Genomic DNA, 25,286 nt, shown 5'->3' with positions numbered 1-25,286 from the left:
CGCGAATGGCGCCGGGGCACGGTGAGCGGTCCGGCGAGGAGCACCGGGGCATGCTGCGCCATCCTTTGCTCTGCTTCAATCGGCGCAACACTGACAGGACTCAACCGTTGCGTCCGTTGAAGCAGAGCAAAGGGCGCACAACAGGACCTGCCGACGCGGCAGCCGGTAGGCCGGCGCCGGGCCACGAGCCGACCGCCGGCCAGCCGTCAGCGCAGGCGTCGCCAGAGCACGGTGAGCGCCCCGCCGAGGGCCAGCCCGAGCAGCGGAGCGACACCGACACCAGCGAGCGTGCAGGCGACCGCGAGCAGCGCCGGCGGCACCCAGCACCAGGCGGGCACGGTACGCGGGGCACGACCGCGCCGCCGAGCCGCCGCCTCGGTGGCCATCGGCACCACCAGCACCGGCAGCGCGGCGGCCAGCAGGGTCAGCCAGGGCAGCACCAGGCGGTCGAAGCGCGCCACCGCCAGCACCCCGCCGAGCACCGCGATGGTGAGCATGGCCGCACGGGCCGGCACCCGCGGAGCCAGGCCGCGCATCGCCAGCGCCCCGGAGTACGTCGTGGTGAGCGCGGCGGCGAAGACCGCCACGGCGACGAACAGATTCGCGTACGCGGCCAACCCCGACCCGGCGGCGAGGAGCGCGACCACGTCCGCCGAGCCGGTCCGCAGCCACAGGCCGGCGCCGGCGAGCACCCCGAGCAGCGCCGGCCCGACCAGCAGCCCCACGCACCAGGCCAGGTCCCGCCGCCGGGCCAGGCCGACGCTGAAGTCCGGTGCGCGCAGCGCGAAGACCGCCGCGTAGCCGATCAGCGCGGCACCGTCGGCGAGCCCACCGGCGGCGACGCGGACCGGCGCGCCCGGCGGCGGGAGCACGGTCAGGCACCAGCTCACCAGCACCACCGCGCTGAGGGTGGTGAGCACCGCGACCCGGTTGCCGAACCGGGCCGGCGCCCAGGAGACGACGAGGACCGCCACCTCCAGCAACACCGGCCCGACCCAGCCGGGCAGGTGCGTCAGGGCGGCCAGCGAGGCGCCGCCGAGCCCGACGTTGAAGCCGTTCCAGCCGACCATCGACACGGTCAGCACGGCCGCCAGCAGCAGCCGTGAGGTGTTCCCCAGGTACACGGGCAGCACCGCCGTGAGCGTCCCGCCGTCGCCGAGCGGCCGGCGCAGCCCGATCCGGCCCTGCCCCCACAGCAGCGCCGCCATCAGCACACCGCCGGCCAGCAGCCCGGCCACCGGCACCGCGCTGCCGTGCCGGGCGGCCATCGCGGCGCCGAGCACAAGGGTTGCCGGCGCGGTCCCGATGCCGAGCCAGGCGCCGACCGCGGAGGGCCACCGCCGGTCCGGAGCCTCAGACAACGTGGTGCAGGTAGCCCGCGATCGCCGCGTCCAGCACCTCCACGCCCGGGCGCGCCCACACCTCGGCGGAGAAGACCTCCACCTCGATCGGGCCGAGGTAGCCGGCCGCGTCCACCGCCTCGCGCAACCGGCGCAGCTCGATGCACCCCTCGCCGGGCAGCGCCCGACCGAGCAGCACCCCCTCCGGCAGCGGCGTCACCCAGTCGCAGACCTGGAACGCGGCGATCCGCGCGCCAGCGCGGTCGATCTGCGCGTACACCGTGTCGTCCCACCAGACGTGGTACGCGTCCACGACGACGCCGACCACCGCCGGGTCGAACCGTTCGGCGATGTCCAGCGCCTGGCCCAGGGTGGCGATGACGCAGCGGTCAGCGGCGAACATCGGGTGCAGCGGCTCGATGGCCAGGCGTACCCCGGCTGCCGCCGCGTGCGGGGCCAGCTCACCGATCGCGTCGGCGACCCGGCGCCGGGCGCCGTCGATGTCCCGGCTGCCCGCCGGCAGCCCACCGGAGACCAGCACCAGCTCGGGGGCGCCCAGGGCGGCCGCCTCCTCGATGGCCCGCAGGTTCTCGGTGCGCCAGTCGTCGGCGGAGAAGAAGCCACTCCGGCACAGCGAGGTGACGGCGAGGCCGGCGTCGCGGACCAGCTTCGCCGAGCGGGCCAGGCCGTGCTCGGCCACCGGCTCCCGCCACAACCCGATGCCCGGCGCCCCGGCCGCCACGCAGCCGGCCACCACGTCGGGCAGCGGCCAGTGCTGCGCCGTGGCCTGGTTGAACGAGAACCGCTTTAGCCCGGTCACTGGGCAACTCCCGCCACGGTGAACAGCGCCCGGGCTCGCGCCGCGGCCAGCTCGGCGTCGGGCAGCAGCCCGGCCGCGTCGGCGAGTGTGAGCAGGGTGGCCAGGTGTGCCGGGGACCGGCCGGACTGCGCGCCGCCGACCATGGTGAAGTGGTCCTGGTGCCCGGCCAGCCAGGCCAGGAACACGATCCCCGTCTTGTAGTGCCAGGTCGGCGCCGCGAACAGGTGCCGGGCCAGTGGCACGGTCGGCGCGAAGATCTCGTCGTACGCTGGCAGGTCCCCCCGGTCGAGGGCGGCCAGCGCGGCGGCGGCGGCCGGCGCGATGGCCGCGAACACCCCGAGCAGCGCGTCCGAGTGGCCCACCTCGTCGCCCCGGATCAGCTCCGGGTAGTGGAAGTCGTCGCCGGTGTAGAGCCGTACCCCGGCCGGCAACCGGCGGCGCAGGGCCACCTCCCGCCCGGCGTCCAGCAGTGACACCTTGATTCCGTCCACTTTGGACTGGTGCACCTTGATCAGCTCGACCACCGTGTCGGCGGCCAGGTCCAGGTCGACAGCACCCCAGTAGCCGGTCAGCGCAGGGTCGAACATCGGGCCCAGCCAGTGCAGCACCACCGGCTCCTCGGCGGCGGTCAGCAGCTCGTCGTACACCCGCAGGTAGTCCTCCGGGCCGCGGGCGGCGGCGGCCAGGTGCCGGCTGCACATCAGCACCGGACACGCGCCGGCCGCGCGCACGTCGTCGAGCTGCTCCCGGTAGGCCGCGGTGACCGCCGACAGGGTGGCCGGGCCGGCCGGCAACTGGTCGGTGCCGACGCCGGCGACGATCCGTCCGCCCACCGCGCGCGCCTCGGCGGCGCTGCGCCGGATCAGCTCCCGGGTGGCCGGGTAGTCCAGGCCCATCCCCCGCTGGGCGGTGTCCATCGCCTCGGCGACCCCCAGCCCGTACGACCAGAGGTGCCGCCGGAACGCGAGGGTGGTGTCCCAGTCCACGGCCGCCGGCGCGCCCGGCACGTTCTCCGCATTCGGATCGGCGACCACGTGCGCGGCGGCGTACGCGATCCGGGCGGTCGCCGGCTCGGCCGGGCGCCGGAACCCGCTCCCCCCGGCCAGCCGGTGCCGCCGCCCACCGGGCAGGACGACCTCCGCACTCATGAGTGGAGCTCCGGCACCTCGACGCGGACACCCTCGCGGGCCGAACGCAGCCCCAGCTCGGCGAGCTGCACGCCGCGCGCGCCGGCCAGGAAGTCCCAGCGGAACGGCTCACCGGCGACCACGTGCCGCAGGAACGCCTCCCACTGCACCTTGAAACCGTTGTCGAACTCCTCGTTGTCCGGCACCTCGGTCCACTGCGCCCGGAAGTCCTCGGTGACCGGCAGGTCCGGGTTCCACACCGGCTTGGGGGTGACCGCCCGGTGCTGCACCCGGCAGCGGCGCAGCCCCGCGACCGCGCTGCCCTCCGTGCCGTCGACCTGGAACTCCACCAGCTCGTCGCGGAACACCCGCACGCACCAGGACGAGTTGAGCTGCGCGATGACCCCGCCGTCGAGTTCGAAGATGCCGTACGCGGCGTCGTCGGCGGTGGCGGGGTAGGTGCAGCCGTCCTCGTCGACCCGCTCGGGCACGTGCGTGGCGGTGACGCAGGAGACCGCGTTCACCCGGCCGAACAGCTCCTCCAGCACGTAGTGCCAGTGCGGGAACATGTCGACCACGATGCCGCCGCCGTCCTCGGTCCGGTAGTTCCAGGACGGGCGCTGGGCCGGCTGCCAGTCGCCCTCGAACACCCAGTAGCCGAACTCGCCGCGCACCGAGAGAATCCGGCCGAAGAAGCCACCGTCGATGAGCCGCTTGAGCTTGCGCAGCCCGGGCAGGAAGAGCTTGTCCTGCACCACCCCGGTGCGTACCCCGGCAGCGTCGGCGGCGCGGGCCAGGTCCAGCGCGCCGGCGGTGTCCTCGGCCAGTGGCTTCTCGGTGTAGATGTGCTTGCCGGCCTCGATCGCCTGCCGGATCGCCTTCTCCCGCTGCTGGGTGACCTGTGCGTCGAAGTAGATCTCGACGTCGTCCCGGGCCAGTGCCGAGGTCAGGTCGGTGGTCCAGTCGGTCAGCCCGTGTCGCTCGGCGAGTTCCCGGAGCTTCGTCTCGTTGCGCCCGACCAGGACCGGTTCCGGCCAGATGGTCGTGCCGTCGGCCAACGTCACGCCGCCGGACTCACGGATGGCCAGCAGCGAGCGGACGAGGTGCTGCCGGTAGCCCATCCTCCCGGTCACACCGTTGACGATGATGCCGATCGACCTGCGGGTCATGATGTTCCTTCCGTCGTGCTGGTCGTGCCGGTCCCGGCTCAGTGGTTGGCGGCCGCGCTGCCGAGCAACCCGCGCAGGTCGGCGGCGAGCCGGTCGAAGCGCGCGTCGGACATCACCTGCGCGTAGTCGCGGTGCGCCGGCAGGTCGACCGGGAAGGTACGGATGATCCGGCCGGGTCGGGCGCTCATCACCACGACCCGGGTGCCGAGGAAGACCGCCTCGGCGATGGAGTGGGTCACCAGCACCACAGTGGTGCCGGTCTCCCGCCAGATCCGGTGCAGCTCGGCGTTCATCTGCTCCCGGGTCAGCGCGTCCAGTGCGCCGAACGGCTCGTCCATCAGCAGCACCGGCGGGGAGTGCAGCAGCGCGCGGCAGAGCGCCACCCGCTGCTGCATGCCGCCGGACAGCTCGTGCGGCAGTGCCTTCTCGAAGCCGGTCAGCCCGGTCATCTCGATCAGCTCGTCGGCCCGGCGGGCCGCCTGCGCCCGGTCCATGCCGCGCATCTCGGCCTGGAGCAGGATGTTGGCCCGCGCGCCGCGCCACTCCAGCAGCGCGGCCTTCTGGAAGACGAAGCCGATCTCCTTCTGCGGGCCGCGTACCGGGCGGTCCAGGAGCGACACCTCGCCGCTGCTGGGCCGGACCAGTCCAGCGATGATCTTCAGCAGGGTGGACTTGCCGCAGCCGGACGGACCGACGATGGTGACGAACTCCCCCGGCTCGATGTCCAGCGACACGTCGTCCAGTGCGGTGGTCTGCGACCGCCGCGAGCTGAAGCGGACGGTCAGACCGGACATCCCGATGGCGGTGCCGGTCTGCGCCGGCGCGTCGGTCACCGGGTCACCCCTGGGCCGCGTACGAGGCGTCCCAGTACGCGTTGGGCGCGCCCGGGTCCTTCAGCTCCGCGTAGCGGGACATCAGGTCGATGGTCTCGCTCCACTGGGCTTCGGTGTTCACGCCGGGCGGGCCGTCGGAGCCGATCAGTGGCAGGTTGAGGGTGAGTTGCTTGGTGAGCACCTCGGGTGCGGGCTCGTTCTCGGCCAGCGCCGTCATCGCGCTCACCGCGCCGGCCGGGTCACGCGCGGCCTCGGCCCAGGACTTCTGGGTGGCCCGGACGAACTTGCGCGCCAACTCCGGGTCTTTCTGGAGGGTCTGCGTGTTGGCGATCAGGCCGGTGCCGAGCAGGTTCATCCCGTAGTCGGCGAAGAGCAGCACGTCGACCTTCTTGCCGGTCTTGCTCTCGATGGTGGGCGCCTGGTCGTGGAAGAAGCCCATGATGGCGTCGACCTTGCCCTCGGCCAACGCCGCGATCTTGCCGGCGGCGTCCACGTTGACCACCTTGACGTCGCTCTGCTTGAGGCCGTTCTTCTCCAGCCAGGCCGGGAACGTCGCGTAGAGGGCGTCGCCGGGGGTGCCGCCGACGGTCTTGCCCTTGAGGTCGGCCGGGGTCTTGATGTTCTCCTCCGCGAAGAACTCCACCGAAGAGGGGCCCTTCTCCAGGTACGCGCCGAGGCTGCGCACCGGCATCCCGCTGGCCACCGACTTGAGCAGCACCGGGCTGTCGGCCCAGCCGAAGTCGGTCTGCTTCTGGGCGACCTGCTTGACGGTGTTGCCGGAGCCGTTGCCCGGGAGGATCTTGAGGTCGATGCCCTCGGCGGAGTAGAAGCCCTTCTGGAGCCCGTAGTAGAACGGGGCGTGCTCACCGTAGGGCACCCAGTTGAGGGTGAGGGTGACCTCCTTCTTGCCGTCGGCGCCGGTGCCGCCGTCGGAGGAGTCGTCCCCGCCGCAGCCGGTGGCGGCGAACAGCAGGGCGACGGTGGCCAGGATGGTGGTGGCGGTGCGTTTCATCGGTGCCTCCGTGATGGGGTCGGTCAGGAGGTGGTGAGCGGTACGCCGGCCCGACGGCTGGCGTGCCAGGGAATGAGCAGTGCCTCGGCGATCTCGACCAGGACGAACAGGACGATGCCGATGGCGGACATCAGGATCAGGTCGGCGAACAGCAGCGGGGCGTCGAGGTTGCCGTTGGCCAGCAACAGGACGTAGCCGAGCCCCTCGCTGGCGCCGACGAACTCGCCGACCACGGCGCCGACCACGGCGAGGGTGACCGCTACCTTGAGGCCGGCCATCAGGTGTGGCAACGCGTTCGGGAAACGGATCTTGCGGAAGGTGCGCCACGGCCCGGCGCCCATCGTGGCGGCGAGGTCGAGCAGCTCCGGGTCGGTGGAGCGCAGGCCGGCCACGCCGGAGATGACCACCGGGAAGAACGCGATGAGCACCGCCAAGATGATCTTCGGGGTGAGGCCGAGACCGAACCAGACCACCAGCAGTGGCGCGATGGCGATCTTCGGGATGACCTGTGCGAACAGGACGATCGGGTAGAGCGCCTTGTCCAGCGTGCGCGAGTAGGCGATGGCGACCGCGGTGGCCAGACCCAGCGCGGAGGCCAGCACGAAGCCGAGCACCGTCTCGTAGAGGGTGACCATGGTGTGCCGGCCCAGCTCGGACCACTGGTCGGTCATGGTCGACCAGACCTGGCCGGGGGTGGGCACCAGGTAGTTGGGGACGTACTCCCGGGCGGCGACGAACCACCACGCGACGAAGAACGCCGCCAGCACCAGCGCCGGGCGCCAGAGCGAGTCGGCGAGGGCCAGCGCCCGTCGGCCGAGCGTCGGTCGGGGCGGGCGACCATCGACGCCCGGTGGCGGACCGGCCACGGTGGACGGAGTCGGGCCGTCGATCGAGGTCGACGCGCCGGTGGACCCGGGTGGGGGCGAAGAAACGGCCGTCCGTTCGCCGCTCGCCGCCTCGGTGGCGGCCTGCTGACCCGCCGCGTCCAGAGCGTTCTCGGTCACGCGGAACCTCCTCGAAGCCCGGCATGGCACCCACGGACCGGGCCGGTCGGCGTATCAGGCAAACGCTTTCCAGGAGCGTAGGCGGCTCCCCCGACGGCAGGCAAGGCCTTTCCTCGATCTGTTCTCCGCTACCCCGCCCCCTTGAACACCCTGACTTCCGTGAACCCGAGTCGATCAGCCCGGACCGCGCGCGAACAGTCCGACGTGGATCGGGCAGTGGGCCACTCCGCAATCAGACCGCGGCGGGATAGGTGTCGAGCAGTCCGCACATGCCCAGCCGACCTCGCTCGACCGGCTCCCCCACCGCGTACACCCCCGCCGCGCCGAGGTGACCGGGATCGCCCCGGCCGAGGGCGTCGAGCTGCTCGCCGGTACCGGCGGCGGCCCGGCCCGCGCCGGCGGCCCACCGCTCCCGCCAGCGGGCCAGCAGCGGCCGGCGCAGCGCCATCGCGGCGCCGTGGAACGCGGCCAACGCCGTCGGCCCGCCGGCCCGCAACGCCTGGAAGCCGGTCACCGCCAGATCCCGTCGGCGGTACGCGGCGGTCACGTCGGCGCCCGGCGCTCCCCCGTCGGGCAGCGCCGCGGCGGCGGCGTACGCGGCCGGGTCGGCCAGCACCTCCGGCGGGAAGGTCAGCACCGCGTCGCCGGCCTCGGGCAGGCCGCTGTTCTGCATGAGCACCACGATGGTCAGTCCGCCGCCGTTGACCAGGCGGTGCACGGTGCCCGGCTCGAACCAGACCACCGCACCCGGACGCAGCGGCGTCTCCCGGTAGCCGGCCGAGGTGAGGGTCTGCACGGCGCCCTCGCCGCCGGTCACCACGTACCCCTCGGTGCAGCAGAGGTGCACGTGCGGCGTGCCGCCGACCACGCCGTCCGGCGCCACGGTGTCGTAGACGCGCAGCCGGGAGAGCCCGATCCCGCCGGGCAACGGGGCCGACCGGTCAGGCATCGAAGTACTCGTCGGTGTCGTCCGCCGCCGGCAACGAGACCAGCAGCACGGTGAGGTCACCGATGGCGCGGTGCCGGCAGCCCGGCTTGATCAGGAACGCGGACATCGGCCGGGCCGGGTGGCGTACGCCGTCCAGCTCGACCTCACCCTCACCGGCGAGCACGATGTAGTACTCGGTGGCGATCCGGTGGTGGTGGGTGACCGCGTCCTGCACGTGGAGCAGGTGCACGCTGGCCTGGCCGCCGCTCTCGGCGATGAAGCCCCGGCGGGTGGTGCCGCAGGAGCAGCGTCGGGCGGGAAGGTCGTCGAGTTGGAGCACCGCGAAGCGTTCGGACATGGCCGGGCCTCCCTGCGGGAAAGGGCTTTCTCTGCGGTACCGTGACGCTAGCCGGCACGGCGAAACGCCGTCAACAGACCGAGGGGGCGGGCCATGGCGACCCTGTCCGACGTGGCACGACGCGCGGGCGTCTCGCCCGCCACCGCCTCCCGCGTGATCAACGGCAGCAGCAAACCGGTCACCGACGAGCTGCGCGAGCGGGTGCTCGCCGCCGTCGCCGAGTTGCAGTACGTGCCGAACGCGCACGCCCAGTTGCTGGCCCGCTCGCACCGCAGCGCGGTCGGCGTGATCGTGCACGACGTCTCCGACCCGTACTTCGCCGAGATCACCCGTGGGCTGCAACGCGTCGCCACCGACCAGGGGCGGCTGCTGATGATCTGCAACAGCTACCGGGACCCGGACCGCGAGCTGGAGTACGTGGAGCTGCTGCGCGGTCACCAGGTGGCCGCGCTGATCCTGGCCGGCTCCGGCTACCACGACGACGCGTTCACCCGGCAGCTCAACGAGAAGCTCGCCGCGTACGAGGCGACCGGTGGGCGGGTCGCGGTGATCGGCCGGCACGAGCACTCGGGTGACGCGGTGATGCCGGACAACCGGGCCGGCGGCTACCTGGCCGGTCGGGAGCTGTGCGAGCTGGGGCACCGGGCGATCGGCGTGGTGGCCGGCCCGCGCATCCTCACCACCACCACCGACCGGCTGGCCGGGCTCCGGCAGGCCCTCGCCGAGCAGGGTCTCGACCTGCCCGAGCGGCGCATCCGGTACGCCGAGTTCGACCGCGACGGCGGCGCCGAGGCCACGGCCCGGCTGCTCGACGCCGACCCGGAGCTGACCGCGATCGCGGCACTCAACGACTCGATGGCCATCGGCGCACTCGCCACCCTGCGGGCCCGTTCGCTGGCCGTGCCGCAGCGGGTCTCCGTGGTGGGCTTCGACGACATGCCGATCGCCCGGGACGTGACTCCGGCGCTGACCACCGTGCGGCTGCCGCTGGTCGACATGGGTGTCCGCGCGATGTCCCTGGTGCTCGGGGTGGAGGCGCCGGCGCCCCGGGTCGAGGTGCTCCCCGCCGAGCTGGTCCGCCGGGACACCGCCGGCCCCGCCCCGCAGGCCGCACGGGGGACCGCCGGCGTGGCGCCGAGCCCGCGGCGGGGCGCCGACGGCTCGTGACCGTGGCCAGCCCGACACAACGTCCACTCACAACGGTCGACGTGGCGTACCTGGTCCGCGCGTCGTTCGGACCGGCCACGCGGGTACGTGACAGCGGGCCACTGGCCGGCGGCGGGTACGCCACGGTCTGGTGGGCGCGGCTCGACGACGACCGCCGGGTGGTGCTGAAGCTGGCCCCGCCGGCCGGTACGCGACTGCTGCGCTACGAGCGGGGGCTCTGCCGGGCCGAGGCGCGGTACTTCCGGCTCGTCGCCGGGCGGGCCCCGAAGGTGCCCGTTCCCCCGGTGCTGCACCACGGCACCGACCCGGCGTACGGCGAGTGGCTGGTCACCGGGATGCTGCCCGGCCGGTCGCTGCGCGAGCTGGCCGAGGCCGGCACGGCGGTCGACGACGGCCCGGCGCGGTACGACCTCGGGGCGGCCCTCGCCGCGCTGCACCGGGTCACCGGCGACCGGTTCGGTTACGACGGCGACCGCGCCGGTGGCTCGACGTGGCGGGAGGCGTTCACCGCGATGCTCGACGCGCTGCTGGCCGACGCGGCCGACTGGGACGTCCCGCTGCCGGTCAGCGCGGACCGGTTGCGCGCGCTGGTCGGGCGGCACGCCCGTGTGCTGGACGAGGTGCGCCGCCCGGCGCTGCTGCACTTCGACTGCTGGGACGGCAACGTGCTGACCGCGCCCGGGCCGGACGGCCGGCCACGGCTGTGCGGGCTGGTGGACGGTGAACGGTTCCTGCACGGCGATCCGCTGCTGGATCTGGTCTCGCCGCTGCTCTACCGGCGGGTCGAGGACGAGCCGGGGCATCCGCTGCTGCGCGGCTACCACGCCGCCGCCGCCGAACCGTTGGTGCTGGACGCCTCGGCCCGCCGCCGGCTCGGTCTCTACCGGCTGCACCTGTACCTGTTGATGACGGTGGAGATGCCCAGCCGTGGCATGACGGCGAGCAGCCATCCGCGGCGGCACGCCCGGCTCGCGACGCTGCTGGACGCGGAACTCGCCGCGCTCGACAAACCGGTTGTCCGGCCGGATCACCGGCCGTAGCCTGCGCCGGTGCTGATTCGAGAGTTCGTGGCGGACGACTGGTCGCAGGTCTGGCCGATCGTCGAGGAGGTCATCCTGGCCGGGGAGACCTTCCCCTTCGACCCGGCGATGACCGCCGACGTGGCGTACGGCATCTGGGCGGAGACCCCGCCGGGCCGCACGGTCGTCGCGGTGGACGGCGAACGGGTGCTCGGCACCGCGAAGATGGGCACCAACCGGCCCGGACCGGGCGCGCACGTGTCGACCGCGAGCTTCATGGTCGCCGCCGACGCCCGGGGCCGGGGCGTCGGCACCGCACTGTGCCGCGACGCCCTGGCCTGGGCCCGCCAGCGGGGGTACGCCGGCATGCAGTTCAACGCCGTGGTGGAGAGCAACCGGTCGGCGGTGGAGCTGTACCGGCGGGAGGGCTTCCAGGTGGTCGGCACGGTCCCGGGCGCGTTCCGCCACCCCGTCCTCGGCCGGGTCGGCCTGCACGTCATGTACCAGGAGTTCTGACAGTCCGGCCCGGCGGGGACGGCGGGAACCAACCGGCGGGTGCCATGTCCTGCTGGTGCCTGTAGAGCTGCCCCATATGCGGGGCGGGCAGGCGGATCCGCTCGACGGCACACCCCGTCAGAGGGGGCGCGACCTGCCCGCCAGCGTTCCGCTGGCGTCATTCGCCCCACGCGGACTGCCCCACACCTGGGGCAGCTCGACAGGCGCGCTGAGACTGGTCGTCGGGGCTGCTACCCGGCCTGACCGACCGTAATGGTGGCGGGCGACCGACGCGGCTCCGCGCCGGCCCGGCGGACCGGGGTGAACAGGCCACCGACCGCGACCAGCAGACATCCCGCCCCCGCCACGAGGGCGACCGCCGCGACGCCGTACCGGGCCGCCGCCCAGGTCAACGCCACCGCGCCGGCCGGCCCGAGGGCGTAGTGCGTGCTCCAGAACGCCGAGGTGACCCGGCCGAGCAGATGATCGGGGGTGATCTCCTGCCGCAGGGACATCGAGCAGATCCCGCCCACGCTCAGGCAGCACAGGTACACCGCGGTCAGCACGGTGACCGCCGGCACCGTCGTCGCGAGGCCGATGCCTGCCACGGCGAGGCCGCAGATCGCGTGGGCACCGATCCAGGTCACGCCGAAGCCGCGCCGGCGGCGCAGCGGGGCCACCAGGAGCGCTCCGGCGATCGTGCCCAGCGCGGCCAGGCCGAGCACGGCGCCGACGGTGCCATCGGTGCCGCCGAGGTCGTGCGTGACGTGGTAGATCAGCACATCGGTGAAGCCGTAGGTCAGGAAGATGAAGACCGACAGCAGCACGGTCAGCGCGCGGAGCACCGGCTGTCGCCACAGGAACCGCGCCCCGGCCAGGAACTCGACCAGCGGCCGCTGCCGGGGCACCGGGGCGGCGTCCTCCGCCTGGACGGGTCGCAGCCGGATCAGCCACAGGCCGGTCGCCGACAACGCGAAGCTGGCCGCGTTGACGGCGATCGCCGCCGCCGGGCCGAACCGGGCCGACACCACGCCGGCGAGCAGCGGCCCGATCACGGCGGCCGCCGCGTACGTCGCCTGCAACCGGCCGTTGGCCTCGGTGATCCGATCCCGGTCGACCAGGTTGCGGACGGCGGTGACCGCCGCAACCTGGAACACCATCCCGGCGGCCTCGCAGATCGGCAGCACGACGAAGAGCAGCCAGACCTGCGGCCCGGCGAGCCAGACCAGTGGCACCAGGCCGTAGAGCACCAGCCGGGCGAGGTCCGCCACGATCATCAGGGTCCGCCGGTCGTACCGGTCGACCAGCACACCGCCGAAGATCCCGGCCACGACGGACGCCGCACCCGCGACGGCGGTGAGCAGACCCATCCGGGCCACCGACCCGGTCGCCTGGAGCACCAGCAGCGGCACCGCGAGGTACGCGAACGAGTCACCGGCCGCGGAGAGCGACTGCGCGATCCAGTACGTGCCGAACGTGCGGTCCCGCCACAGCGGCGGCCGGACCGCGCCGGAAGGTCGGATCATGGCGACGAGGTTAGTAGGCACGCGCCCTCGGCACCGGCCGTGGCGGCGTCACCCTCGCGACGAGCTGAGCCGGCCGCGGGAGGGATCCCGCGGCCGGCTCAGGTTCGGTGCGAAACGTGGTCAGCGCTGGCGCAGCGGTGCGAGCGCGGTGCTCCAGGCGACGACCTGGTCCAGGGTGACGCCGAGCGCGTCCCGCTGGTGCTCGCCGGGCTTGAAGACGCTGAAGTTCTCGAAGTCGGTGAAGAGCGACAGCGCGACCTGGGACCGCACGTCGGCCATCTGGAGCTCACCGGAGATCAGCCGCAGGTGCTCGACGGCCCGTGCGCCGCCGACCGAGCCGTAGCTGACGAAGCCGACGGCCTTGTTGTTCCACTCGGCGTACAGGAAGTCGATGGCGTTCTTCAGGGCACCCGACGTGGAGTGGTTGTACTCGGGCGTGACCATCACGAAACCGTCGAACGACGCGATCGTCTCGGCCCAGCGCAGCGTGTGCGGCTGGGTGTACTGGCCCATCGACGGCGGGTACGCCTCGTCGAGGTGCGGCAGCTTGTAGTCCAGCAGGTCGATCAGTTCGAACTCCGCGTCGGAGCGCTGCTTGGCGACCTCGAGCACCCAGCGGGCGACGGCTTCGCCGTTACGCCCCGGGCGGGTGCTCCCAAGGATGATCCCGATCCTGGTCATGGTTGCGCCTTTCAGAAGTCCTTGCCTGGCGCCACTAACGCTAACCACTTGTTGCTTGGTCAAGCAACTTTCTGCGCCATGTCGAGCGTCACACGAAGGGCGAGCAGTTGCTCGGTCAAGCAACTAGGATGGGGGTATGTCCGGCAGCCCCGCAGAACCCCTCCGGCCCCTCAACCCCGACGAGGAGGCGCTGGTCCGCTCCCTGGGCCAGCTGATGTTCGTCCTGCCTCGGGCCATCGACGCCGACATGACCGGCGACCGCCAGCTGCCGCTGACCGAGTACACCGCCCTCCGGGTCCTCTCCGAGGCGCCGGACCGGCAGATGCGCATGAACGAACTCGCCGCCGAGTGCCAGCTCTCACTCAGCGGGATGACCCGCACCATCACCCGGCTGGAGACGCAGGGTCTCGTCGAGCGGGTCCGTAGCGAACAGGACGCCCGCGGCTGGAACGCCGTCCTCACCGACGCCGGCTTCGCGCGGCTCGAAGAGTCCTGGCCCAGCCACCTGGCTGCCGTGCGGCGGCGGTTCCTTGACCACCTGGAAGGCTACGACCTCGTCCAGCTGGCCCGCGCGTTCCGCAGGATCGGCACGGCCGACTAGGCGGGCAGGCTACCCGGACAGCCGGCCGAGCCCGACCAGCGCCCAGGCGAGCAGCCCGAACGCGCCGGTCGAGGCGACGGCCCGTACCAGGTTGCCGCGCACCCACGGCACCTCGAAGCGCTCCCGCAGCGCGGCGAGGTCACTGACCCGGTCGACGTCGCCGGCCCGGGCCAGCACGTTGTTGAGGGGCACGTTGACGACCGCCGTGACGCCGAGCACCACCAGGTACAGCAGCAGCGCCGCGACGATCCACGGCAGCACCGCGCGGTGCCCGGCGCCCAGGTGCGACACCAGCGCCACCAGCGTGAACACGAGCGCGCCACCGAAGCAGACGGCGAACCATCCGTTGAGGATGGACTCGTTGATCCGCTGCATGGCGAGCACCAGCGTCCGGTCGTCGGCGCGGCCCAGCCCCGGCAGGACGGCGTACGCGAACGCGGTGAACAGCCCGGCGGTCAGGCCGGTGGTCACGGTGGCGGCGAGCAGGCTCGCGGTGCGCAGGAAACCCATGCCTCCATTGCACCCACCGGCCAGCGCCCCGACCATGCGTCACAGCGTCGGGTACATACGCGGGCGTCTCGCGCCCCGGCCGGTGTCAGCCTCCCCGACCCGGCCGGAGCGCGACCGGTGTCACCGGGCCGGCGCGTAGCGGGCCAGCGGGTTGACCAGCGTGCCGACGAACTGGAGGGCGGCCGACGGGTCGGCCAAGTCGATCATCTGCTGGTTGTCGCGCAGTTGCAGCCGGTTGAGGCAGGAGAGCGCGAACTCCGGGGCGAACAGGTCGTAGCGGCGGGCCCGCTCGGCCAGGTGCGGCACCCGGTCCAGGTAGTCGGCGGCGCAGGCCGCGACCGTGCGCCAGACGTCCTCCTCGGCGAGCACACCGGCCTCGACCAGCACCGCGTTGAGGTGGCGCAGGAAGCAGTCGACCACGTCGGTGAAGATGCTCAGCAGTTTGGTGTCCTCGGGCACCTCGACCCGGATCCGCTCCACCGCCTCCGGCAGCTCGACCTCGGTGCTCATCACCGCGATCTCCTCGGCGATGTCCTTGAAGATCACCCGCTCGACGGTGTCCCGCTCGTCGAGGACGAGGATGACGTTCTCGCCGTGCGGCATGAAGGCCAGGTCGTGGGCGTAGAAGCTGTGCAGCAGCGGGGTCAGGTAGGCGTCCAGGTAGCGGCGCAGCCACACCTCGGGCGCGAGCCCGGACCGGGCGATCAGCTCCGCCGCCAGCGAGCCGCCGTCGTCGTCCACGTGCAGCAGCGCCGCCATGGTGGTCAGTCGCCGTCCCGGCGCCAGGCCGGGCACCGGGCTCTCGCGCCACAGCGCGGCCAGCATCTTCCGGTACGGCGAGGTGCGGTCGGTGGCCGCCTCGTACTGCCGGTGCCGGTAGCCCACCGCGGCCCGCTCCCGGATGATCGTCAGCCCGGTGCCGGTGAGCACCTCGTCGCCCGCGATTAGGTCGGCCAGCCAGTCGTTGATCGCCGGGGTGGCCGCCATGTACGCCGCCGACAGCCCACGCATGAAGCCCATGTTCAGCACCGACAGCGCGGTCTTCACGTAGTGCCGGTGCGGCTCGGTGACGTTGAAGAAGGTGCGGATGGACTGCTGGGCCAGGTGCTGGTCCGAGCCGGGGCCGAGGTGCACCAGCCGACGCTCGGCGAGCTCGCCGGCGAAGGTGACCGCCAGCTTGTTCCACCACTGCCACGGGTGCGCCGGGATCAGGTGGTAGTCGGCGAGGTCCAGCCCGAGGCCGGCCATCGTGGCGGCGAACCGGGCCCGGGTGTCCACGTCCAGCTCACCCTCGATGAGCGTGTCGTAGTCGAGGTCGGCGGCGCTGCTGAACGTCGAGTGGTCCCGGTGCGCGGCCAGCCACTCCAGCCGGACCGGGGCGGCGGCCTCCGGGGCGTACCGGTGGTACTCGTCGACGCCGAAGCCGAGCCGACCGTTGTTGGCCACGAAGCAGGGGTGGCCCTCGGTCATCGACGTCTCGATGGTCTGGAAGTCCGCCCCGGCCAGCTCGGCGGCACTGGGTGCGGTCCGGCGCAGCTTGTACGCGCTGCCCGCGAGGGTGGAGGTGATCTCCTCCAGGTAGACCGGGAGCACCCGGGCGGAGAGCCCGAGGCTGTCGCGCAGCTCGACGATGAAATCGACCGCGTCGGGCGGCAACGTGGTGCCGTCGCGGTGCCGGGTGATGCTGTCCGCGTCGATCTGCCAGTGCGCCAGGGCGAGCACCCGCGCGGCGAACCGGTACGTGACCGTGCCGTCGTCGCTGCGGACCTCGTACCACTGCCGGGCGTCGGCGGCGGGGGCCGGTACGGGCTCCGGGGTGATCAGCCGTTCGTGGGTGAACTCGGCGAGCGCCTTGCGGACCAGCAGCCGGTTGGCCCGCGCCCAGCGCTGCGGGGTGAGATGCCCGACCGGGTCGATGGCGGCCGGAGCGGCAGCGGAGGACGGCTGGGTGGGGACGGCGGTGGCGGTCACGCCGGGGCTCCTTCGGTTCGGGTGGCGGCAGCGCGGTCGACGGCGGCCTGGTCGGTCGCGGCCTGGTCGACGGCGGCGTGGAACTTGGCCCGGGTGCAGACGCTGAGCAGCGCCTCCTTCTCGGGCTTGGTGACGGTGCCGACGACCTCGAACCCGACGGCGGCGTTCAGCGCGTGCACCGCGGTGTTGCGCACGTCCGGCTCGACCACCACCCGGTGGGTCGCCGGGTCGGCGAAGAGCCAGGCCATGACGGTGGTGATCACCGCGCGGGTGAAGCCGTGCAGCGGAGCGTCGGTGGGCGCGCAGAGGAAGTGCATGCCCACGTCGCCCGGCTGGGCGTCGTACAGGCCGACCAGCTCCACGCGTGCCGGGTCGTAGCGTTCGGCCAGGAAGGCGGGACGCCCGTTCCACAGGCCGAGGTACGCGTCGTGGTGCGGGTGCGCGGCGATCCGCCGGTACTCCTCGGTCACCTGAGCCGGGTCGGCGTCCTGCATCAGCCAGAACGCCGCCTTCGGGTGGGTCACCCAGGCGTGCAGCAGCGCGGCGTCGGCGTCCGCGTCGAGGGTTCGTAGCGCGAACTCGCCGAGGCGGTCGTCGACGCGGGTGAAGACGACGGTCACGACGCCACCCCGGCGGGCGCGCCGAACTCCTGGAAGGTGGTGCTCTTCTCGATCGGGTAGTGCTCCCGGCCGAGCAGCTCCCGGATGATCCACGAGTTGCGGTACGCACCCATGCCCAGGTCGGGTGAGGTGATGCTGTGCGTGTGGGTGCCCGCGTTCTGGAGGAAGATGCCCCGGCCGGTGTGGTCGATGCTGTAGTTGCGGGCCACGTCGAACCGGCCGTGCGTGTCCCAACGGATCCGGTCGCGCACCGGCGCGAGGAACTCCGGCACCCGGTAGTGGTAGCCGGTCGCCAGCACCAACCCCTCGGTCCGCAGGGTGAAGTGACGCTCCTGCTCGACCTGGCGCAACCCCAGCGTGTACGCCCCGTCGTGGTGGTCGGCGCTGGTCAGCTCGGTGTTGGTGAGCAGCCGGGTGTTCACCGGCCCGTCGACGCTGTGTGCGTAGAGCAGGTCGAAGATGTCGTTGATCAGGTCGGCGTTGATCCCCTTGAACAGGCCCTTCTGCTCGGACTCCAGCCGGTAGCGGGTCTCCTCGGGCAGCGCGTGGAAGTAGTCCACGTAGTCCGGTGAGGTCATCTCCAGGGTGAGCTTGGTGTATTCGAGGGGGAAGAACCGCGGCGAGCGGGTCACCCAGTTCAGTTGGTAGCCGTACCGGTCGAGGTCGCCGAGCAGGTCGTGGTAGATCTCCGCGGCGCTCTGCCCGCTGCCCACCACCGTGATGCTGCGCTTGGCACGCAGCGCGTCCCGGTGCTCCAGGTAGCGCGAGTTGTGCACCGCGTCGCCGGGCAACCCGGCGACGGCGGGGGGCAGGTGCGGCGGGGTGCCGGTGCCGAGCACCAGATGCCGGGCGCGGTATTCGACCGTCTCCCCCGCGCCGGTGCCGGCCCGCACCACGTACCGCTCGTCGGTGGGGTCGTACTCCACGGTGGTGACGGTCTCGCCGAAGCGCAGGTTCGGCAGCTTCGCCGCCGCCCACCGGCAGTAGGCGTCGTACTCGCTGCGCAGCGGGTAGAAGCTCTCCCGGATGTAGAACGGGTAGAGCCGGCCGATCTCCTTCAGGTAGTTGAGGAAGGAGTACGGCGAGGTGGGGTCGGCGAGGCTGACCAGGTCGGCGATGAACGGGGTCTGCAACCGGGCCGACTCCAGCAGCATGCCGGGATGCCAGGCCAGGCTCGGCCGGGCCTCCAGGAACACCCCGTCCAGCTCGTCGATCGGCGCGGTGAGGCAGGCCAGGCCCAGGTTGTACGGGCCGAGCCCGATGGCGATGAAGTCGTGGGTGGACATCCGGCCCTCCAGGCGCGGGTTCGCCGGCATCAGCCGACGTGGCAGGTCAGATCGGCGGCGGTGTGCTCCTGCACGTACCGGCCGGCGTGCGTGGCGATCAGTTCGAGCACGTGGTCGACGTCGTCGACGGTGGTGGCCGGGTTCAGCAGCGTGAACTTCAGGAAGTGCCGGCCGTCGACCCGGGTCCCGGCGACCACTGCGGCGCCGGAGGCGGCCAGCGCCTCCCGGGCGTGCAGGTTGGCCGCGTCGGCCAGCTCCCGGCCCGGGCCGGTGGGCAGGTAACGGAAGACCACCGTGCTCAGCTGGGAGCGGGTCACCACCTCGAAGCGGGGATCCTCGCTGACCAGTTGCCAGGCGTCGGCGGCCCGGTCGACCACGTCGTCGAAGAGCGCGCCGAGCGCGTCCGGACCCATCACGCGCAGGGTCAGCCAGAGCTTCAGCGCGTCGAAGCGGCGGGTGGTCTGCAGGCTCTTGTCGACCTGGTTGGGGATCCGCTGCTCCACCATCCGTGCCGGGTTGAGGTAGTCGGCGTGGTAGGTGGCGTGCCGCAGCACCCGCCGGTCGCGGACCAGCAGCGCGCTTGAGCTGACCGGCTGGAAGAACGACTTGTGGTAGTCGACGGTCACCGAGTCGGCCCGTTCGATGCCGTCGAGCAGGTGCCGCCGCGTCGGCGAGACCAGCAGACCGCAGCCGTACGCGGCGTCCACGTGCAGCCACACGCCGGCTGCCGCGCAGATCCCGGCCAGCTCGGCGATCGGGTCGATGCAGCCGAAGTCGGTGGTCCCGGCGGTGCCGACGACCGCCATCACCACCAGCCCGGCCTGCCGACACCGGGCGATCTCCTCGCGGACGGCGGCGGGCCGGATCCGGCGCTGCGCGTCGGTGGGGACCGCGATCACCGCGTCCGGGGCCAGGCCGAGCAGCTTGGCGGACTTCTGCACGCTGAAGTGACCGGCCGCGGAGGTGAGCACGCGCAGCCGGGGCAGCAGGTCGGCGCGGGCCTTCGGGGTGGTCGCGGCGGCGCACGCCTCCTCCCGGGCCAGCAGCAGCGCCTGGAGGTTGGACTGGCTGCCCCCGCTGGTGAAGACGCCGTCGGCGTTCGGGCCGAGGCCGATCCGCTCGGCGGTCCAGTCGATCAGACGCCGTTCGATGAGGGTGGCGCCGGCGCTCTGGTCCCAGGTGTCCAGGGAGGAGTTCACCGCGGTGAGCACCGCCTCCCCGAGCAGCGCCGGGATGGCCACCGGGCAGTTGAGGTGGGCCAGGTAGCGGGGGTGGTGGAACCAGACGGCGTCACGCAGGTAGACGTCGTCCAGTTCGTCGAGGGCAGCGCCGGCGTCGCCCAGGGGCCGGTCCAGGTCGACGCGGTCGACCACGGGGGCCAGCTCGGCCGGGGTGATGCCGGTGCCGGGGCGGTCCACGGAGGCCACCCGGCGGGCGACCCGGTCGACGCCGTCGGCGAGTGTCCGCCGGTACTGCTCGACCGAGTCGCCGTGCAGCAGGTGGGCACGCGCGGCGGCGGGAGCCGGTGGCGGCGCGGTGGTCTCGACGGGGTACGTCGGCACGGTCACGGGAAGTCCTCCACGTTCTCGACGATGGGCAGCCGGAACCCTCCCCCGGCGCGGTCGAGCGCCGGGGGCTGTGCTGCCTTTCGAATGGGTCGCCGCTCAGGCGGTGGCGTCGGCCAGCGCCTCGGCGCGCAGGTCCTCCTCCGAGAGCCCGCGCCGCCAGTAGCCGGCGAAGGTCACCCGCCGGCGGTCGATGCCCCGCTCGCCGACCAGGTGCCGGCGCAGCGCGCGCACCGCGCCGGACTCGCCGGCGATCCAGGCGTACGGGGTGCCGGCGGGCAGCCGGGCGGCGCGGACCGCGCTGACCAGCAGGTCACTGCCGGGTGGGGTGCTGCCACGCACGATCCAGCGGATCTCCGCGTCCGCGGCGGTGGGCAGTTCGGTGATGTCGGCCGCGGCCGGGACCTCGATCCAGGCACGGACCCGGGTGCCGGCGGGCAGCCAGGCCAGGATGCCGGCGGCGGCCGGCAGCGCGGTCTCGTCGGCGGCCAGCACCACGAGGTCCGTGCCGTCCGGGGGGCGGAAGCAGACGCTGCGGTTGTCCGGCACCGAGGGGCCGAGCAGCAGCACGCGGTCGCCGGGCACCGCCCGGTCGGCCCAGCGCGAGGCGGGGCCGACATCGCCGTGGCTGACGAAGTCGATGTCGACCTCGGCGTCGGCCGGGCGGTGCTCCCGGATGGTGTACGAGCGCAGCACCGCACGGACGTCCGCCGGCAGTGCCCGCCAGCCACCGAACCAGTCGTCGCCCAGCTCGACCGGAACCACCGGGGCGTCCTGCCCGGGGTGCGGCAGGAAGAGCGAGACGCTCTGGTCCCGGCCGCCGCCGGCGAAGTCGACCAGTTCCGCGCCGCCGAGGGTGACCCGGATCAGCGAAGCGCCGACCCGGCGGGCCCGGACGACGTGCGCGGCGAAGAAGCCGTACTGGAGGGCGACAGGTTCGACGGTGCTTGTACTCATGGCGTCAGCTGACCTTCTTCGCGTTCCGGATGGCGGTGGCGAGGTTCTCCAGCAGCGGCGCGGCGCCGGCGTACGAGAAGCGGGGCACGGCGTCCCACGGGGTCACCTGGTTGGCCTGGACCGCCGGCAGCTGCTGCCAGGTGGGCTTGGCGGCGAGGTCCTTGGGCTGCAGCGCGGTGTTGCGGTTGTCCAGCAGGATCAGGTCGGCCGGGAACTTGGCGGTGTTCTCCCAGCTCAGCGCCTCGAAGTAGTCGCCGGCTTCGAGCTTGGTGGGCACCACGATGTCCACGCCCAGCTCGGCGAAGTACATCAGGTCGGTGCTCACCTTGGGGTTGGAGACGTAGAACAGGTCGGGGCTGCCGGAGCTGGCCATCACCCTGATGCCGGGGTTGGCCTTGACCGCCTGGCGGACGGCCTCGGAGGCGGCGTCGAAGCGGGCCTTCGCGTCGGTGACCTTCTTCGCGGACAGGTCCGCGCCGAGCGACTCGGCGAGGGCGGCGTACCGCTCGATCGGCTTGGTCATCGGCACCCGGGCGGTGGTGACCGCCACGCTCGGCGCCAGCGGCAGGATCTTGGCCTTGCTCTCGTCCGGCACGTACCAGAGCGCGTCCGGGTCGTACATGTGGGTGACCAGCAGCTCGGGGCGCAGCGCGGCGTACTTCTCCAGGCTGAACTCGCCCCACACGTTGCCGAGGATCTCCACGGCCTCGATGTTCAGGTCGCCCGCCTGCGGGTCGGCCGTGCCGTCGGCGCGCTTGGTCTCGCCGAACACACCGACGAGCTGCTTGTCGAGACCGAAATCGATCAGCGCGGCCGCGACGCCCGTGAAGGCCACGACGCGGGTCGGACGGGCCGCCGCCTCGACCTTCTGGTTGCGGTCGTCGGTGAACGACCAGGGGCCACTTCCGGTGCTGGCAGCGGGCTTCGCGGCGTCGTCCTTGCCGCAGCCGGCGAGCAGGGTGGCCAGCGTGGCGGCGCCACCGGCGGCCAGCAGGCCGCGACGGGAGAGGCGACGGGCGGACAGAGCATCGGGCATGGTGTTGTCTTTCGATCAGGGGAAGGTCGGGGTCGACCAGGACAGCGGGGTTAGGTTAGCCTAACCTCGTAAGTTGTCAACAGCGGTACGTCGTGTCGCCACACCCCGGAGCCCACACTGGACGCCACACCCTCCGCCACCAGACCGGCACGTGCCGTACCGGCCCGGTTGGCGACACCACTTTCCGGACCACCGCCGGTACGGCGCGGTCGCCAGGCGGCCCGCGCCGCCGGCCTGCTCGGCGCCGTGGCGCTGCTCGGCGTGATCCTGCTGCTCAGCATCGCGGTCGGCGCGAAGGCCATGCCGCTCGGCGACGTGTGGTCCGGGCTGCTGCACCGCGACGCCGCCGAGTACGCCGTGGTGCACCGGATGCGCCTGCCGCGCACCCTGCTCGGGTTGCTCGCCGGAGCGGCGCTCGGGGTGGCCGGCGCGGTGATGCAGGCCCTCACCCGCAACCCACTGGCCGACCCGGGGCTGCTCGGCATCAACGCGGGCGCGTCCGCCGCCGTCGCCACCGCCGCCGCCTTCCTGGGCGTCACCGCCATCGGCGGGTACGTCTGGTTCGCGCTGCTCGGCGCGGCGGTGGTCACCGCGCTGGTCTACGCCGTCGGTGGTGGGCGCGGCGCCACCCCGGCCCGCCTCGCGCTGGCCGGCGCGGCGCTGAACGCCACCCTCTACTCGTACGTGAGCGCGGTGATGATGCTGGACACCGCCTCGCTGGACCGGCTGCGGTTCTGGACGGTCGGCTCGCTGGCCAGCGCGGACTCCGCGACCGTGACCCGGGTGCTGCCGTTCATCCTGGTCGGCCTGCTGGTCGCGCTCGGCGCCGCCCGCCCGCTGAACGCCCTCGCGCTCGGCGACGACGCGGCGCGGGCCCTGGGTGCCCGACCCGCCCTGATCCGGGCCGCCGTCATCGTCGCGGTCACCCTGCTCTGCGGCGCGGCGACCGCCGCCTGCGGGCCGATCGTCTTCGTCGGGCTGCTGGTGCCGCACCTGGTCCGCGCCCTGACCGGCCCGGACCTGCGCTGGCTACTGCCGTACTGCGCGGTGCTCGCGCCGGTGCTGCTGCTCGGGGCCGACGTGCTGGGCCGGGTGCTGGGCCGACCGGGTGAACTCCAGGTCGGCATGGTCACCGCCGTGCTGGGCGGCCCGCTCTTCCTCTGGCTGGTCACCCGCGGACGGGTGGCCCACCCGTGAGCGAGCGCAGCGAGCGAACCAGCAGGCCCAGCACCGTGGCGCGTCGCGCCGCGGCGGAGCGAAGCGGAGCTGTGGCGTGAGCGAGCGCAGCGAGCGAACCAGCAGGCCCAGCACCGTGGCGCGTCGCGCCACGGCGGAGCGAAGCGGAGCTGTGGCGTGACGGTCATCCGTACCCCCGGCGGTCTCTCGCTGCGGTTCCGCCCACGCGCGCTGGCCGTCGGCGCCGGCGCCGCGCTGCTCGCCGCCGGGCTGGGCCTGGTCGTCCTGGGCAGCGGCGACTACCCGATGGGCCCGGCCGACGTGCTGCGGACGCTGACCGGTGGCGGCACGCCGGCCGAGCAGTTCATCGTCGGCGAGCTGCGGCTGCCCCGGCTGGTCACCGCGCTGCTGGTCGGCGCGGCGCTGGCGCTGGCCGGCACCGTGTTCCAGTCGCTGGTCCGCAACCCGCTGGGCAGCCCGGACGTGCTGGGCTTCACCCAGGGAGCGTCGACCGGCGCGCTGGTGGTGGTCGTCCTCGGCGGCGGCAGCCTGGCGCTGGCCGGCGCGGCGGTGGCCGGCGGCCTCGGCACCGGCCTGGTGATCTACGCGCTGGCCTGGCGACGGGGGGTGCACGGCTACCGGCTGATCCTGGTCGGCATCGGTGTCGCGGCGATCCTCACCGGCGTCAACGGCTACCTGCTGACCCGGGCGCCGCTGATGGACGCCGCCCGCGCGGTGCTCTGGCTCACCGGCAGCCTGGACGGGCGGGGCTGGGCCAACGCCGGGCCGCTGCTCGCGGTCATGGCCGTGCTGGCGCCGCTGATCCTCGTCGGCTGCGCCCCGGCGCTGCGGATGATGGAGCTGGGCGACGACACGTCCAGCGCCCTCGGCGTGCCGGTGCGCCGGCTGCGCCTGGTGCTGCTCGCCGCGGCGGTGCTGCTGGTCTCGTTCGCGGCGGCGGCGGCCGGGCCGGTGTCGTTCGTGGCGCTCGTCGCGCCGCACGTGGCGAAGCGGCTGACCCGGGCGCCCGGCCCGAACCTGCTGCCGTCGATGGCGGTCGGCGCGGCGCTGCTGGTCGGCGCCGACCTGCTGGCCCAGCGGGCGTTCACCGGGCACCAGCTTCCGGTCGGTGTGGTGACCGGGGTGATCGGCGGCGGCTACCTGGTCTGGCTGCTGGCCATGGAACGCCGGGCGGGTCGGCTGTGAACACCCGCGACGCCTTCGAAGGAGCACCCATGCACCCCGGCAGTTCCCGGCTCGGCGGCACCGCGCTGACCCTCGCCTACGACCGGCGCACCATCGCCGAGGACCTGACCGTGGCGGTGCCCGACCGGTCGTTCACGGTGATCATCGGCCCGAACGCCTGCGGCAAGTCGACCCTGCTGCGCGCGCTGGCCCGGATGCTGCGCCCGACCACCGGCGCGGTGCTGCTGGACGGGCGGGACATCCACGACGTGCCCGCCCGGAAGGTGGCGCGCACCCTCGGCCTGCTGCCGCAGACGTCGATCGCGCCGGACGGGATCAGCGTCGCCGAACTGGTCGCCCGGGGCCGCTACCCGCACCAGGGGCTGCTGCGGCAGTGGTCCCGCGAGGACGAACGGGTCGTCGAGGAGTCGATGGCCGCCACCGGCGTCGCCGACCTCGCCGACCGGCCGGTGGACGAGCTCTCCGGCGGTCAGCGGCAGCGGGTCTGGATCGCCATGGCGCTGGCCCAGCAGACCCCACTGCTGCTGCTCGACGAGCCGACCACCTACCTCGACATCGCCCACCAGATCGAGATCCTGGATCTCTGCGCCCGGCTGCACGAGGAGCAGGGGCGCACACTGGTCGCGGTGCTGCACGACCTGAACCACGCCGCCCGCTACGCCACCCACCTGATCGCCATGCGCGACGGGCGGGTCGTGGCCGCCGGCGAACCGGCTGCGGTGGTCACCGCCGACCTGGTGGCCGACGTGTTCGGGCTGCCCTGCCGGGTGATCGACGACCCGGAGACCGGCACCCCGCTGGTCATCCCCGCGGCCCGGCGCAGGGCCGCCGTGCCCGCCCCGGAGCCGGCGTGAGCGAGCGGAGCGAGCGAACCAGCAG

General features: G+C 73.1%; 25 protein-coding genes. 7 read left to right on the top strand and 18 right to left on the bottom strand.

Annotated features, from left to right (window positions below):
• Positions 1 to 206: 206 nt before the first annotated feature.
• The 9 genes from AB0K07_RS14160 to AB0K07_RS14120 form a co-directional block, all read right to left on the bottom strand.
• Positions 207 to 1,361 (bottom strand): hypothetical protein, encoded by a 1,155-nt coding sequence (locus AB0K07_RS14160; RefSeq protein WP_363754973.1) that lies wholly within the window; start codon positions 1,359 to 1,361, stop codon positions 207 to 209.
• A complete protein-coding gene (locus AB0K07_RS14155) occupies positions 1,354 to 2,160 on the bottom strand; it encodes a sugar phosphate isomerase/epimerase (protein WP_363754971.1) in 807 nt (268 codons plus the stop codon). The genes AB0K07_RS14160 and AB0K07_RS14155 overlap by 8 nt, the downstream gene beginning before the upstream one ends.
• Positions 2,157 to 3,308: a dihydrodipicolinate synthase family protein gene (locus tag AB0K07_RS14150; RefSeq protein ID WP_363754969.1), complete on the bottom strand. Its 1,152-nt coding sequence runs from the start codon at positions 3,306 to 3,308 to the stop codon at positions 2,157 to 2,159. Before AB0K07_RS14150 ends, AB0K07_RS14155 begins: the two co-directional genes overlap by 4 nt.
• Positions 3,305 to 4,456, bottom strand: a complete 1,152-nt coding sequence (locus AB0K07_RS14145; protein WP_363754967.1) for a Gfo/Idh/MocA family oxidoreductase — start codon at positions 4,454 to 4,456, stop codon at positions 3,305 to 3,307. Before AB0K07_RS14145 ends, AB0K07_RS14150 begins: the two co-directional genes overlap by 4 nt.
• Positions 4,457 to 4,494: 38 nt before the next feature.
• Complete coding sequence (locus tag AB0K07_RS14140; RefSeq protein WP_363754965.1) at positions 4,495 to 5,289, bottom strand: ABC transporter ATP-binding protein; 795 nt, start codon at positions 5,287 to 5,289, stop codon at positions 4,495 to 4,497.
• Between the two features lie 4 nt (positions 5,290 to 5,293).
• Positions 5,294 to 6,301, bottom strand: a complete 1,008-nt coding sequence (locus AB0K07_RS14135; protein WP_363754963.1) for an ABC transporter substrate-binding protein — start codon at positions 6,299 to 6,301, stop codon at positions 5,294 to 5,296.
• Between the two features lie 23 nt (positions 6,302 to 6,324).
• Complete coding sequence (locus AB0K07_RS14130; RefSeq protein ID WP_363754961.1) at positions 6,325 to 7,305, bottom strand: ABC transporter permease; 981 nt, start codon at positions 7,303 to 7,305, stop codon at positions 6,325 to 6,327.
• A gap of 232 nt (positions 7,306 to 7,537) precedes the next feature.
• Entirely contained in the window at positions 7,538 to 8,254 is a 717-nt protein-coding gene (locus AB0K07_RS14125) for a cupin (protein WP_363754959.1), read from the bottom strand.
• Positions 8,247 to 8,591 (bottom strand): cupin domain-containing protein, encoded by a 345-nt coding sequence (locus AB0K07_RS14120; protein ID WP_363754957.1) that lies wholly within the window; start codon positions 8,589 to 8,591, stop codon positions 8,247 to 8,249. The genes AB0K07_RS14125 and AB0K07_RS14120 overlap by 8 nt, the downstream gene beginning before the upstream one ends.
• Before the next feature lie 93 nt (positions 8,592 to 8,684).
• Here AB0K07_RS14120 and AB0K07_RS14115 point away from each other — a divergent pair, with 93 nt between their 5' ends.
• The 3 genes from AB0K07_RS14115 to AB0K07_RS14105 are packed head-to-tail and all read left to right on the top strand — an operon-like array spanning position 8,685 to position 11,293.
• Positions 8,685 to 9,758, top strand: coding sequence for a LacI family DNA-binding transcriptional regulator (locus tag AB0K07_RS14115; RefSeq protein ID WP_363754955.1), 1,074 nt, complete (start codon positions 8,685 to 8,687; stop codon positions 9,756 to 9,758).
• Between the two features lie 41 nt (positions 9,759 to 9,799).
• The gene (locus AB0K07_RS14110; protein WP_363754953.1) at positions 9,800 to 10,798 is read left to right on the top strand and encodes an aminoglycoside phosphotransferase family protein; all 999 of its coding nucleotides are present in this window, start codon (positions 9,800 to 9,802) and stop codon (positions 10,796 to 10,798) included.
• Positions 10,799 to 10,807: 9 nt separating this feature from the next.
• Positions 10,808 to 11,293 carry a GNAT family N-acetyltransferase gene (locus AB0K07_RS14105; RefSeq protein ID WP_363754951.1) on the top strand — a complete coding sequence of 162 codons (486 nt, stop codon included), beginning with the start codon at positions 10,808 to 10,810 and terminating at the stop codon, positions 11,291 to 11,293.
• Between the two features lie 230 nt (positions 11,294 to 11,523).
• Here AB0K07_RS14105 and AB0K07_RS14100 read toward each other — a convergent pair whose 3' ends face one another.
• Together AB0K07_RS14100 and AB0K07_RS14095 are read right to left on the bottom strand one after the other, a co-directional pair.
• Positions 11,524 to 12,798, bottom strand: a complete 1,275-nt coding sequence (locus AB0K07_RS14100; protein ID WP_363754949.1) for an MFS transporter — start codon at positions 12,796 to 12,798, stop codon at positions 11,524 to 11,526.
• 120 nt (positions 12,799 to 12,918) lie between these two features.
• Positions 12,919 to 13,479 carry an NAD(P)H-dependent oxidoreductase gene (locus tag AB0K07_RS14095; protein ID WP_363754947.1) on the bottom strand — a complete coding sequence of 187 codons (561 nt, stop codon included), beginning with the start codon at positions 13,477 to 13,479 and terminating at the stop codon, positions 12,919 to 12,921.
• Between the two features lie 136 nt (positions 13,480 to 13,615).
• Between AB0K07_RS14095 and AB0K07_RS14090 the strand changes: the two genes are divergently transcribed.
• Complete coding sequence (locus tag AB0K07_RS14090) at positions 13,616 to 14,080, top strand: MarR family winged helix-turn-helix transcriptional regulator (protein ID WP_363754945.1); 465 nt, start codon at positions 13,616 to 13,618, stop codon at positions 14,078 to 14,080.
• 9 nt (positions 14,081 to 14,089) lie between these two features.
• Here the strand turns inward: AB0K07_RS14090 and AB0K07_RS14085 are convergent, their stop codons facing one another.
• The 7 genes from AB0K07_RS14085 to AB0K07_RS14055 all read right to left on the bottom strand — a co-directional run bounded on the left by AB0K07_RS14085 (position 14,090) and on the right by AB0K07_RS14055 (position 22,025).
• Positions 14,090 to 14,590 (bottom strand): anthrone oxygenase family protein, encoded by a 501-nt coding sequence (locus AB0K07_RS14085; protein WP_363754943.1) that lies wholly within the window; start codon positions 14,588 to 14,590, stop codon positions 14,090 to 14,092.
• A gap of 120 nt (positions 14,591 to 14,710) precedes the next feature.
• On the bottom strand, positions 14,711 to 16,507 hold the full coding sequence (locus tag AB0K07_RS14080) for an IucA/IucC family siderophore biosynthesis protein (RefSeq protein ID WP_363755588.1): 1,797 nt from the start codon (positions 16,505 to 16,507) through the stop codon (positions 14,711 to 14,713).
• Between the two features lie 50 nt (positions 16,508 to 16,557).
• The gene (locus AB0K07_RS14075) at positions 16,558 to 17,181 is read right to left on the bottom strand and encodes a GNAT family N-acetyltransferase (protein ID WP_363754941.1); all 624 of its coding nucleotides are present in this window, start codon (positions 17,179 to 17,181) and stop codon (positions 16,558 to 16,560) included.
• Complete coding sequence (locus AB0K07_RS14070) at positions 17,178 to 18,467, bottom strand: lysine N(6)-hydroxylase/L-ornithine N(5)-oxygenase family protein (RefSeq protein WP_363754939.1); 1,290 nt, start codon at positions 18,465 to 18,467, stop codon at positions 17,178 to 17,180. Before AB0K07_RS14070 ends, AB0K07_RS14075 begins: the two co-directional genes overlap by 4 nt.
• Positions 18,468 to 18,496: 29 nt before the next feature.
• On the bottom strand, positions 18,497 to 20,035 hold the full coding sequence (locus AB0K07_RS14065) for an aspartate aminotransferase family protein (RefSeq protein WP_363754937.1): 1,539 nt from the start codon (positions 20,033 to 20,035) through the stop codon (positions 18,497 to 18,499).
• A gap of 96 nt (positions 20,036 to 20,131) precedes the next feature.
• Entirely contained in the window at positions 20,132 to 20,989 is an 858-nt protein-coding gene (locus AB0K07_RS14060) for a siderophore-interacting protein (protein WP_363754935.1), read from the bottom strand.
• A 4-nt stretch (positions 20,990 to 20,993) separates the two neighbouring features.
• On the bottom strand, positions 20,994 to 22,025 hold the full coding sequence (locus AB0K07_RS14055; protein WP_363754933.1) for an ABC transporter substrate-binding protein: 1,032 nt from the start codon (positions 22,023 to 22,025) through the stop codon (positions 20,994 to 20,996).
• A gap of 168 nt (positions 22,026 to 22,193) precedes the next feature.
• Between AB0K07_RS14055 and AB0K07_RS14050 the strand changes: the two genes are divergently transcribed.
• The 3 genes from AB0K07_RS14050 (at position 22,194) to AB0K07_RS14040 (ending at position 25,261) form a co-directional block, all read left to right on the top strand.
• The gene (locus AB0K07_RS14050) at positions 22,194 to 23,222 is read left to right on the top strand and encodes an iron chelate uptake ABC transporter family permease subunit (RefSeq protein WP_363754931.1); all 1,029 of its coding nucleotides are present in this window, start codon (positions 22,194 to 22,196) and stop codon (positions 23,220 to 23,222) included.
• Positions 23,223 to 23,378: 156 nt separating this feature from the next.
• A complete protein-coding gene (locus tag AB0K07_RS14045) occupies positions 23,379 to 24,407 on the top strand; it encodes an iron chelate uptake ABC transporter family permease subunit (protein WP_363754929.1) in 1,029 nt (342 codons plus the stop codon).
• A gap of 29 nt (positions 24,408 to 24,436) precedes the next feature.
• On the top strand, positions 24,437 to 25,261 hold the full coding sequence (locus tag AB0K07_RS14040; RefSeq protein ID WP_363754927.1) for an ABC transporter ATP-binding protein: 825 nt from the start codon (positions 24,437 to 24,439) through the stop codon (positions 25,259 to 25,261).
• Positions 25,262 to 25,286 lie beyond the last annotated feature (25 nt).

The organism is Micromonospora sp. NPDC049301, from assembly GCF_040678715.1.
GTDB lineage: Bacteria > Actinomycetota > Actinomycetes > Mycobacteriales > Micromonosporaceae > Micromonospora.
The sequence above is the reverse complement of the archived record's forward strand: the minus strand, read 5'-3'. Positions and strand labels throughout refer to the sequence as shown.

What these genes read in the sequence shown, in the direction of transcription:
- AB0K07_RS14150 (WP_363754969.1), bottom strand. Translation starts at nt 3,308, where the DNA reads ATGAGTGCGGAGGTCGTCCTGCCCGGTGGGCGGCGGCACCGGCTGGCC.
- AB0K07_RS14145 (WP_363754967.1), bottom strand. Translation starts at nt 4,456, where the DNA reads ATGACCCGCAGGTCGATCGGCATCATCGTCAACGGTGTGACCGGGAGG.
- AB0K07_RS14135 (WP_363754963.1), bottom strand. Translation starts at nt 6,301, where the DNA reads ATGAAACGCACCGCCACCACCATCCTGGCCACCGTCGCCCTGCTGTTC.
- AB0K07_RS14125 (WP_363754959.1), bottom strand. Translation starts at nt 8,254, where the DNA reads ATGCCTGACCGGTCGGCCCCGTTGCCCGGCGGGATCGGGCTCTCCCGG.
- AB0K07_RS14120 (WP_363754957.1), bottom strand. Translation starts at nt 8,591, where the DNA reads ATGTCCGAACGCTTCGCGGTGCTCCAACTCGACGACCTTCCCGCCCGA.
- AB0K07_RS14115 (WP_363754955.1), top strand. Translation starts at nt 8,685, where the DNA reads ATGGCGACCCTGTCCGACGTGGCACGACGCGCGGGCGTCTCGCCCGCC.
- AB0K07_RS14100 (WP_363754949.1), bottom strand. Translation starts at nt 12,798, where the DNA reads ATGATCCGACCTTCCGGCGCGGTCCGGCCGCCGCTGTGGCGGGACCGC.
- AB0K07_RS14095 (WP_363754947.1), bottom strand. Translation starts at nt 13,479, where the DNA reads ATGACCAGGATCGGGATCATCCTTGGGAGCACCCGCCCGGGGCGTAAC.
- AB0K07_RS14090 (WP_363754945.1), top strand. Translation starts at nt 13,616, where the DNA reads ATGTCCGGCAGCCCCGCAGAACCCCTCCGGCCCCTCAACCCCGACGAG.
- AB0K07_RS14085 (WP_363754943.1), bottom strand. Translation starts at nt 14,590, where the DNA reads ATGGGTTTCCTGCGCACCGCGAGCCTGCTCGCCGCCACCGTGACCACC.
- AB0K07_RS14070 (WP_363754939.1), bottom strand. Translation starts at nt 18,467, where the DNA reads ATGTCCACCCACGACTTCATCGCCATCGGGCTCGGCCCGTACAACCTG.
- AB0K07_RS14060 (WP_363754935.1), bottom strand. Translation starts at nt 20,989, where the DNA reads ATGAGTACAAGCACCGTCGAACCTGTCGCCCTCCAGTACGGCTTCTTC.
- AB0K07_RS14055 (WP_363754933.1), bottom strand. Translation starts at nt 22,025, where the DNA reads ATGCCCGATGCTCTGTCCGCCCGTCGCCTCTCCCGTCGCGGCCTGCTG.
- AB0K07_RS14040 (WP_363754927.1), top strand. Translation starts at nt 24,437, where the DNA reads ATGCACCCCGGCAGTTCCCGGCTCGGCGGCACCGCGCTGACCCTCGCC.